Origin of the sequence: Streptomyces sp. IBSBF 3136, assembly GCF_036815105.1 — a bacterium.
Lineage (GTDB): Bacteria > Actinomycetota > Actinomycetes > Streptomycetales > Streptomycetaceae > Streptomyces.
The window spans coordinates 1-920 of record NZ_JAJSZC010000479.1; the positions used below are offsets into that span (position 1 = coordinate 1).

General features: G+C 76.7%; 1 protein-coding gene. It reads left to right on the forward strand.

Going from position 1 to position 920, the window contains the following annotated elements:
• Positions 1–89 precede the first annotated feature (89 nt).
• Positions 90–659 carry a YbaK/EbsC family protein gene (locus V7E45_RS40325; RefSeq protein WP_443056362.1) on the forward strand — a complete coding sequence of 190 codons (570 nt, stop codon included), beginning with the start codon at positions 90–92 and terminating at the stop codon, positions 657–659.
• Positions 660–920 lie beyond the last annotated feature (261 nt).

The following is a 920-nucleotide window of genomic DNA, read 5'->3' on the forward strand; positions in this document are numbered from 1 at the left end:
GCGCGGGGGCGTGCGGGGGCGCAGCGGAGAAATATAGGCAGCTCGGTCACGGTGTGAGCGCCGCCCGCCCTTCACAGAGAGGCTTCACCGTGTCGCGCGACCTCGACCTGCAACCGGACACCTCCCAACGCCTGTTGACGCTGCTGGACGACGCCCGAGTCCCGTACCGCCTGATCCGGCACGCGCCCGAGGGCCGTACGGACCTCGCCTCCGAGCTGCGCGGCCACCCCCTTGACCAGGCGGCCAAGTGCCTGGTGGTGCGGGTGGGCACCGGCCGCCGCAGCCGCCGCTACGTCCTGGCCGTCGTCCCCGGCGACCGCCGCCTGGACATGTCCCGGGTACGGGAGTTGTACGGCGGCACGGACGCGGCCTTCGCCGCGCGCGAGGTGGCCGAAAGCCTGTCGGGCTGCGTGAGCGGCTGCGTCGTGCCGTTCACGTTCCGCCCGGACCTGGAGCTGGTGGTCGACCCCGGCCTGCTGGTCCACGACCGGATCTACTTCAACGCGGCCCGGCTGGACCTGTCGGTCGCCCTGCCCGTGTCCGCCTACGTGTCCCTGGCCCGCCCCCGCACGGCCCCGCTGACCGTGCCGCCCGTCGAGGACCGCCCGCTGGCGGGCGCTCTCGGGGCGGCCGGCGCGGTGGCGGACCAGCGGGCCTGACGTCCGGCGGCGTGGTGCGGCGCCGGCCCGGCATCCGGCCCGCCACCGGCACGGCCCCGCCACCCTCGCCGGCCGGGACCCGTGACCGGCCGGCGAGGAAGCCGGACGGCCGGGCGCCGGCCATCCGGACGGCCGGTGTCCCGTGGCGGTTCGGCACGGGACACCGACACCGGCGCCGTGGCACCGCCAGGCCCGCCGTCTCCGCCGCCTACGACGCCGAGTCCGTTCTCGTCCCCGTCCCCGTCCGCCGTCGGTACGGCC